The organism is Flavobacterium sp. GNP001 (genome assembly GCF_054343775.1).
The window spans coordinates 1-9225 of sequence record NZ_JBTGUX010000002.1 but is presented as its reverse complement, the minus strand read 5'-3'; the positions used below and the strand labels follow the sequence as shown (position 1 = coordinate 9225).

The following is a 9225-nucleotide window of genomic DNA, read 5'->3' as shown; positions in this document are numbered from 1 at the left end:
GCTGCTACTGGTGTAGTGCCTGAAGCCAATGGTGCTGCTGGTGTGCCTAAAGTATCGTTTGCCGTATCTATCGAATTTAAAACTTTAATGGTTGCCACAGCGCTATTACAATTGACTGGTGTTACAGCCAATCCTGTTGATGGATTAACTTCACACAATTCATAGGTAATACTATAACTTCCACTTGGCGTGTTCCTGCTAATGTGACTACTCCATTCGAATCGATACTCAATGGTCCTGCAGAAACTGGGGTAACATTCGTATTGGTTGGACTTACTAAAACAGTATTCAATGTATCATTGTCTGTTACATTAAACACTACTTTTGGATTTACTCCTGAGTTTACTGCAACTGGATTATCATCAACTGCATCAATTGGATTTAAAACAACTACTGTTGCAGTTGCGTTTGTACAATTTACAGGGTCTGCTCCTGCTTCACACAATTGATAAGTGATGGTATACGTACCTGAAACAGTATTTGGAGCTAGAGTCAAATTTCCATCTGCATCAATACGCAATGGTCCAGTGGTTACCGGTGTCACATCAGTATTTGCCAATGTAACTGCTATTCCATTTAAATTATCTGCTCCATTACCGTTATTAGATAACACACTTCCAACTGTTGTAGCCACTGTAGTGCTTGGCGCTTGTGGAGAGAAGGCATCATCAAACGCATTAATTTGATTACTAATGCGAATTTTCGCATTGGCTATATCACAGTTTGATAGATTTATCTTTTCACATATTTGATAAAAAACCATATAGGTGCCTGAAATCTGTCCAGCAGGAACTGTAATTGTACCGTTACTATTCAATACAAATCCTGAAGGCGCAGTTCCACTTAATGTTAAATTAACATCTGCCGGATTTAAGACAACTCCATTAAGGGTATCATTATTCAATACTGATGTAGTGGTTCCTCCATTTCCACCAGTATATGGTACTGCTGTAAAATCATCAACAATGGCATCTACGGCTGCTTGTAAAACATTTACTGTAACGGTGGCAGTACTGCAATTAACTGGATTTGAACCAATTTCACATATTTGATACTCTAATGTTTGAGGTCCTGCCGCTGTACCTGCTGCAATTGTAATGGTACCATCTGGATTTAATGTTAATACAGCATTTGTGATAGTAGTTGTCAAAATTACATCAGCTGGATTAATAGGTGGGATTCCACTTAAGGTGTCATTCCCTAAAACAGAACCAGTTGTAGCTCCTGGAAGTCCTCCTGTTGTATCCGGGTTAGCCACGATGGAATTAAATACAACTACTGTTGCTGTTGCTGTTTTACAATTTACTGGGTTTGCTCCTATCTCACATATTTCATAAATAATACTGTAGGTTCCAGAAGGTGTATTGCCTGCCAAAGTTATCTCACCATTACTAGCAACACTTAATGGGCCTGTTGTTTTTGGAGTTATATTAGTATTTGCATCTGTAACTGGATCTCCATGTAACGTATCATTTGAAATAACATTTAAAACAACTTTAGGAACATTAGCAGTCGCTACTGTAATTGACCCATCATTTACTGCAAGTAATGGATTCTGAACTACAACTGTAGCTACAGCCGTATCACAATTTACTGGACTTGAACCAGACTCACACAATTGGTATGTTATTGTATAAGTTCCAGAAACTGTGTTGGCTGCTACTATTAAATTACCGTTAATATCTACACTTAAAGGCCCTGTAGTTATTGGTGTTACATCACTATTAGTTGCTGTAACAAATGATGCATTCAAGGTATCATTTGATGTTACATTTTGTACGGTAACCGGCGTAGTAGCTGACGCAATTGTTGTTGGACCGTCATTTACTGCGTCTATTGAATTAAAGACTACTACAGTAGCCGTTGCATTATCACAATTCGCAGGGGTTACATTCAATCCTGTTGCTGGATTGGCTTCGCATAATTGGTAGGTGATGCTGTACGTACCACTTGGGGTATTGGCTGCTACGGTTACTATTCCATCTGCATCAATGCTCAATGGTCCTGTCGTTAATGGCGTTACATTGGTATTGGTTGTAGTCGCTGCGATGTTACTTAACGTATCGTTAGCTAATGCATTCAATGCGGTTACTATCGTATTGTTTGAGGCAACAGTTACCGATGAATCACTCACTGCATCGATTGGATTGTTTACTACAACTGTTGCTGTAGCGGTATCACAATTTGCTGGGCTTACATTCAATCCCGTTGCTGGATCGGCTTCGCATAATTGGTAGGTGATGCTGAACGTACCAGTTGGAGTATTCGCTGCAACGGTTACTATACCGTTAGCATCAATGCTCAATGGTCCTGTCGTTAATGGCGTCACATTGGTATTACTGGTAGTCGCTGCGATGTTACTTAACGTATCATTAGCTAAGGCATTCAATGCCGTCACAACCGTATTGTTTGACGCAACGGTTACCGATGGATCGTTGACGGCATCAATCGCATCGTTTACTACTGTTACACTAACGGATATAGTACCGATATTCGATATTAATCCGTTATTATCTTTTACCGAGTAAATGATTGGTGTTGCTGCTCCGTTAAAGTTCAATACCGGTGTAAAGGTAACTAATCCTAGGTTGGTTACCGTGTACGTTCCTTCACCTGCTACCGTGAAAGTATTTTGGACGCCAACTGTGGCTGGATCTAAATCTACTGTAGCTACATCAATTGTACCGTCTGTATCCGTGTCGTTTGTGGTAACGTTTATTGTTACTGGTATGTCTTCGTCTGTAGTTGCAGAATCGTTTAAGGCCACTGGCTGGGTTGTTACCAATTGGAATGGTAAATATTGCTGGACTTGCATCTACTGCTCCTGTATTGTCTGTAGCGGTAAAGGTGAAAGTCGTTGTTCCTGTGAAGGTTCCGTTTGGATCAAAAGTTAATGTAGCCGCTTGCGCTGGAGTTATTACTTGTCCGGCCGTTACTGCTACTCCGCCCAAGGCTAATGTTCCATTGGCTGGTAAAGTGGAAACGGTATAACTTGCAATTGTGCCATCTGTATCTGTTGCCGACAATGCGCTGATAGCTGTAGCTCCTGCTGTTGACGGAATACTTGCTGTGGTTACATCATTTGCTGTTGGGGGGTTGTTACCTATTGGAATGGTAAATATTGCTGGTCTGGCATCTACTGCTCCTGTATTGTCTGTAGCGGTAAAGGTGAAAGTCGTAGTTCCTGTGAAGGTTCCGTTTGGATCAAAAGTTAATGTAGCCGCTTGCGCTGGAGTTATTACTTGTCCGGCTGTTACTGCTACTCCGCCCAAGGCTAATGTTCCATTGGCTGGTAAAGTGGAAACGGTATAACTTGCAATTGTGCCATCTGTATCTGTTGCCGACAATGCGCTGATAGCTGTAGCTCCTGCTGTTGATGGAATACTTGCTGTGGTTACATCATTTGCTGTTGGAGGGTTGTTACCTATTGGAATGGTAAATATTGCTGGACTTGCATCTACTGCTCCTGTATTGTCTGTAGCGGTAAAGGTGAAAGTTGTTGTTCCTGGTGAAGGTTCCGTTTGGATCAAAAGTTAATGTAGCCGCTTGCGCTGGAGTTATCACTTGTCCGGCTGTTACTGCTACTCCGCCTGAAGGCTAATGTTCCATTGGCTGGTAAAGTGGAAACGGTATAACTTGCAATTGTGCCATCTGTATCTGTTGCCGACAATGCGCTGATAGCTGTAGCTCCTGCTGTTGATGGAATACTTGCTGTGGTTACATCATTTGCTGTTGGGGGGTTGTTACCTATTGGAATGGTAAATATTGCTGGACTTGCATCTACTGCTCCTGTATTGTCTGTAGCGGTAAAGGTGAAAGTCGTTGTTCCTGTGAAGGTTCCGTTTGGATCAAAAGTTAATGTAGCCGCTTGCGCTGGAGTTATTACTTGTCCGGCCGTTACTGCTACTCCGCCCAAGGCTAATGTTCCATTGGCTGGTAAAGTGGAAACGGTATAACTTGCAATTGTGCCATCTGTATCTGTTGCCGACAATGCGCTGATAGCTGTAGCTCCTGCTGTTGACGGAATACTTGCTGTGGTTACATCATTTGCTGTTGGGGGGTTGTTACCTATTGGAATGGTAAATATTGCTGGACTGGCATCTACTGCTCCTGTATTGTCTGTAGCGGTAAAGGTGAAAGTCGTAGTTCCTGTGAAGGTTCCGTTTGGATCAAAAGTTAATGTAGCCGCTTGCGCTGGAGTTATTACTTGTCCGGCCGTTACTGCTACTCCGCCCAAGGCTAATGTTCCATTGGCTGGTAAAGTGGAAACGGTATAACTTGCAATTGTGCCATCTGTATCTGTTGCCGACAATGCGCTGATAGCTGTAGCTCCTGCTGTTGACGGAATACTTGCTGTGGTTACATCATTTGCTGTTGGGGGGTTGTTACCTATTGGAATGGTAAATATTGCTGGACTGGCATCTACTGCTCCTGTATTGTCTGTAGCGGTAAAGGTGAAAGTCGTAGTTCCTGTGAAGGTTCCGTTTGGATCAAAAGTTAATGTAGCCGCTTGCGCTGGAGTTATTACTTGTCCGGCCGTTACTGCTACTCCGCCCAAGGCTAATGTTCCATTGGCTGGTAAAGTGGAAACGGTATAACTTGCAATTGTGCCATCTGTATCTGTTGCCGACAATGCGCTGATAGCTGTAGCTCCTGCTGTTGATGGAATACTTGCTGTGGTTACATCATTTGCTGTTGGGGGGTTGTTACCTATTGGAATGGTAAATATTGCTGGACTGTGCATCTACTGCTCCTGTATTGTCTGTAGCGGTAAAGGTGAAAGTTGTTGTTCCTGTGAAGGTTCCGTTTGGATTCAAAAGTTAATGTAGCCGCTTGCGCTGGAGTTATTACTTGTCCTGCCGTTACTGCTACTCCGCCCAAGGCTAATGTTCCATTGGCTGGTAAAGTGGAAACAGTATAACTTGCAATTGTGCCATCTGTATCTGTTGCCGACAATGCGCTGATAGCTGTAGCTCCTGCTGTTGACGGAATACTTGCTGTGGTTACATCATTTGCTGTTGGAGGGTTGTTACCTATTGGAATGGTAAATATTGCTGGACTTGCATCTACTGCTCCTGTATTGTCTGTAGCGGTAAAGGTGAAAGTTGTTGTTCCTGTGAAGGTTCCGTTTGGATCAAAAGTTAATGTAGCCGCTTGCGCTGGAGTTATTACTTGTCCTGCCGTTACTGCTACTCCGCCTAAGGCTAATGTTCCATTGGCTGGTAAAGTGGAAACAGTATAACTTGCAATTGTGCCATCTGTATCTGTTGCCGACAATGCGCTGATAGCTGTAGCTCCTGCTGTTGACGGAATACTTGCTGTGGTTACATCATTTGCTGTTGGAGGGTTGTTACCTATTGGAATGGTAAATATTGCTGGACTTGCATCTACTGCTCCTGTATTGTCTGTAGAGGTAAAGGTGAAAGTTGTTGTTCCTGTGAAGGTTCCGTTTGGATCAAAAGTTAATGTAGCCGCTTGCGCTGGAGTTATTACTTGTCCTGCCGTTACTGCTACTCCGCCCAAGGCTAATGTTCCATTGGCTGGTAAAGTGGAAACAGTATAACTTGCAATTGTGCCATCTGTATCTGTTGCCGACAATGCGCTGATAGCTGTAGCTCCTGCTGTTGACGGAATACTTGCTGTGGTTACATCATTTGCTGTTGGAGGGTTGTTACCTATTGGAATGGTAAATATTGCTGGACTTGCATCTACTGCTCCTGTATTGTCTGTAGCGGTAAAGGTGAAAGTTGTTGTTCCTGTGAAGGTTCCGTTTGGATCAAAAGTTAATGTAGCCGCTTGCGCTGGAGTTATTACTTGTCCTGCCGTTACTGCTACTCCGCCCAAGGCTAATGTTCCATTGGCTGGTAAAGTGGAAACGGTATAACTTGCAATTGTGCCATCTGTATCTGTTGCCGACAATGCGCTGATAGCTGTAGCTCCTGCTGTTGACGGAATACTTGCTGTGGTTACATCATTTGCTGTTGGGCGTATATTAGGAGTAACTGTTGATGTGTTGTTTCCTAGTGTTGGATCTGTTTCATTTCCAACAATGGTAGCCGTATTAGTGTAACTTCCAGTTGCATTTACTGTCGCTAATATTGACAAAGTTGCACTAGCACCATTTGCTAAATTACCTACTGACCATTGCCCCGTTCCACTTGAATAGGAACCCGTGTGGTGTGGCACTAACAAAAGAATAACCAGATGGTAAAATATCTGTGACATTAACGCCTGTTGCTGCACCTGTCCCCAAATTATTAGCAGTTAAAGTAAAGGTAACATTACTGCCCACATTAGGTGTAGGGTTATCTACAGCTTTGCTAATTTGTAAATCAGTATTAGTCAACCCCTCTATTAAATTTAAAAATACTCCTGAATCAAGAGCAGCATCTCCAGCATCTGCAATAACTACCTTAAATGTATAGGTGCCACCGGGTGTCAAATTTTTAATGCTTCTTGTTATAAAAGTTGTTAAACCGTTAAACTCACTAAAAACAGGAAAAGGTCCTGGCTGTGGAGCCGTATTTTGTACATATTTACCTCCAGTGACCGTTGTACGGTGCCCGTTATTAATATACAAAGCAGACTGCGTACCATCATAAGCCGCAACGGGAGTTGCTGGGGATGATAAACAGTGCTAACACCTGCATTTATTTTATTAATAGATGTAGGACTACCACTAGGAGTAGTAGCAAAGTTTTGAGTTCCTGTGATACCCGGTCCTGAAATGAAAAAACCAAAAGCATCATCAAAATTTGAACCAACATAATCTGGATATTCTTCTGAGCCAAAATGATACCCTATTTTTAAACCAGTAATTGATGGCCCTAAAGTAATCGTAAAAGTGTATGAAATTAAATCTCGGGTGGCTGTCGCATCAATTGTGAGATAAATTTGGATCTGAAACCAATGCAGCTCCTGCTGGGTTTAAAGATCGTTGAACGGCGGTATTTCTATTAGCCAACTCAAATGGTGCGTTTCCAGTAGAAAAGTACGCACCGCTAGGAAATCCAAGTCCAGCACCAGCTTGTCCATTAGTAAATGTCGCAACTTGATTTGACCTTAAAGTAGCGGCAGTTGCACCACCCGACAAAGTACCACCAGCAATAACGATACCTGGTCCTTGTAGCGATAAATTAATTTGAGCATCAGTTGGATTAGTACCTGCAGTAACCTGCGCATTAATATTTAGCGTATATAAGAAACAAAATAAGAATAAAAATTTTATTATTCGAAGACTAAAAAAAGGTAATTGTTTACTCATAATTCACATTATTATATTTTATATCTGTTTGAACTGAACTTTAATCAAAAAACTTATAAAATTCTAAGGAAAAATATAAGGGATTATATAGTATTTAGAATTTAAGTTTTTAATCCCGTACGGATGAAAAATTACAAATCAACATCTTTTTTTCTTGATGACAATAAGACATCAATAATCAATTATTTTTATTTGCAAATCATTAATAAAATGTATTATGTACCTACGCCTGAAGCAAAATATTTAATATTTACGTTAAAAATATCTTAATGGTTTTATAAAAATTGTGAAATAAAATATATTTTTTAAATTTTATAATCATCACCCAAACTATTTGAACGATCCAAAACTTCGATACAAAATTGCACTTCGACTATCCTACTCCATAAAAAAACCTACTTTATAATCTCTAAAAATCAATTTTTACCTGCATCTAAAAAAGCAGAGGCAAACCTTATCTTACTAAATTATGACTAAAAGCTTTAACAAAAAAAAATTTTACGATAAATGTTGTAATTTATATCGATTAAAGACATTAAAGTATCGACGAAAGATATTCATTCTGTTTCAAGTCCTACAAATACTAAAATTGCGTAAGTTCAGACAATACCACTCTATAAAAGCATCATGTGTTTCAGATTACTATGTATAATTTAGTACTAACAGGGAAAACACATTTACTGATAATTCAAAAAAAAACCTATCTTAAAAGACAGGTTTTGTAATTTAACTAAACAAAAAAATTATTAATCACAACCATCTATTCCACAGCTGTCTCCATCGGTTGTATTCAATAATGTAACTTTCGAATCGAATTTGCCTTCTTCCCATACTTTTTCAAGCGTTTTTAAAAAAGTTTCTACATGTTGCGCACCCGAAACTGCATATTTATTATCGAAAACAAAGAAAGGAACACCTTGAACACCGATAGATTGTGCCTCATGAATATCAAGCTGCACTTCATTTGCATAAACATTAGAATGCAATACTTCATCGATGGATTCAGCACTCAGTCCTACTTCCAATCCCAATACTTTCAAAGTATCTAAATCATTTATATTCTTCCCATCCGTCAAATAGGCTTTGAACAATAATTCCTCTAAGTCATTTGCCAAATAATACTTTTTAGCCAAATGCAACAAGCGATGCGCATGCAATGAATTCGCCATAACTGCTTTTTCAAAATGGAAATCCAATCCTGAATTTTTAGCATTCTGCGTCATATCATCTAGCATTCCTTGAGCCCAATTGGTGTCTTTTCTATATTTTTCAGCTAAATGAGCTACTAAATTATCTTCCGGAGAAGCGACAAAACCAGCGTCCAACTGAAAACTTTTCCATTCGATTTCAACAGCATCTTTATGTTCGAAAAGCTGCAAGGCAGCTTCAATTCTTCTTTTTCCGATATAACAAAACGGACACATAATATCTGACCAGATCTGTATTTTTAATGTATTTGACATCTTACTTTGATAATTAAATTAAAACTATTTCAATGAGACAAAATTAATCAATTCAATTTTTAGCTTTTTGAGATACAGAATTTAAATATAGATATAGGAATAGAAAATATTTATTCTAATGAAGAAAAAAACCTTTAAAACTAAAAAACCATCAAAATTGCTCTTGATGGTTTTCTGTATATTTTTAAAATTTTTGCTTAAGCCAGTAAATCCAAAACTAAAGATGGGAACAACCCTAACGCAATATTCAACACAATTGCTACAATGGCAACAGCGTAAATAATAACTGGAGTTCCTTTTCGTTCTTCGTTTGGCTCCTTGGTGTACATCGCTAAAATCAACTTGAAGTAATAACCAACACTTATAATAGAGTTCACAACCGCTACGATTACTAAAGCTAAATAACCTGCTTGAATCGTTTGACTGAACAACACCAACTTAGCAAAGAATCCCGCAAAAATTGGAATACCAGCCATAGAAAGCAAAGCTGCCGTAAGA

At 39.7% G+C, this 9225-nt stretch carries 7 protein-coding genes and 2 pseudogenes; all 9 read right to left on the bottom strand.

Features of this window, described 5'->3' with window-relative positions; genetic code table 11:
* Positions 1 to 121 precede the first annotated feature (121 nt).
* Entirely contained in the window at positions 122 to 2767 is a 2646-nt protein-coding gene (locus ACXX8U_RS14075; protein WP_458566418.1) for an Ig-like domain-containing protein, read from the bottom strand.
* Complete coding sequence (locus ACXX8U_RS14070) at positions 2676 to 3530, bottom strand: Ig-like domain-containing protein (RefSeq protein ID WP_458566417.1); 855 nt, start codon at positions 3528 to 3530, stop codon at positions 2676 to 2678. Before ACXX8U_RS14070 ends, ACXX8U_RS14075 begins: the two co-directional genes overlap by 92 nt.
* Positions 3527 to 4744: an Ig-like domain-containing protein gene (locus tag ACXX8U_RS14065; RefSeq protein ID WP_458566419.1), complete on the bottom strand. Its 1218-nt coding sequence runs from the start codon at positions 4742 to 4744 to the stop codon at positions 3527 to 3529. Before ACXX8U_RS14065 ends, ACXX8U_RS14070 begins: the two co-directional genes overlap by 4 nt.
* Positions 4711 to 6225: an Ig-like domain-containing protein gene (locus ACXX8U_RS14060; protein WP_458566421.1), complete on the bottom strand. Its 1515-nt coding sequence runs from the start codon at positions 6223 to 6225 to the stop codon at positions 4711 to 4713. Before ACXX8U_RS14060 ends, ACXX8U_RS14065 begins: the two co-directional genes overlap by 34 nt.
* On the bottom strand, positions 6131 to 6580 hold the full coding sequence (locus tag ACXX8U_RS14055; RefSeq protein ID WP_458566420.1) for a DUF11 domain-containing protein: 450 nt from the start codon (positions 6578 to 6580) through the stop codon (positions 6131 to 6133). Before ACXX8U_RS14055 ends, ACXX8U_RS14060 begins: the two co-directional genes overlap by 95 nt.
* A gap of 71 nt (positions 6581 to 6651) precedes the next feature.
* Positions 6652 to 6882, bottom strand: a pseudogene (locus ACXX8U_RS14050) (choice-of-anchor L domain-containing protein); the annotation flags it as partial.
* Positions 6878 to 7264, bottom strand: a complete 387-nt coding sequence (locus ACXX8U_RS14045) for a hypothetical protein (RefSeq protein WP_458566416.1) — start codon at positions 7262 to 7264, stop codon at positions 6878 to 6880. The pseudogene ACXX8U_RS14050 and the gene ACXX8U_RS14045, both read right to left, overlap by 5 nt.
* Before the next feature lie 746 nt (positions 7265 to 8010).
* The gene (locus ACXX8U_RS14040; protein ID WP_458566415.1) at positions 8011 to 8727 is read right to left on the bottom strand and encodes a DsbA family oxidoreductase; all 717 of its coding nucleotides are present in this window, start codon (positions 8725 to 8727) and stop codon (positions 8011 to 8013) included.
* A 197-nt stretch (positions 8728 to 8924) separates the two neighbouring features.
* Positions 8925 to 9225, bottom strand: a pseudogene (locus ACXX8U_RS14035) (NADH-quinone oxidoreductase subunit N); the annotation flags it as partial.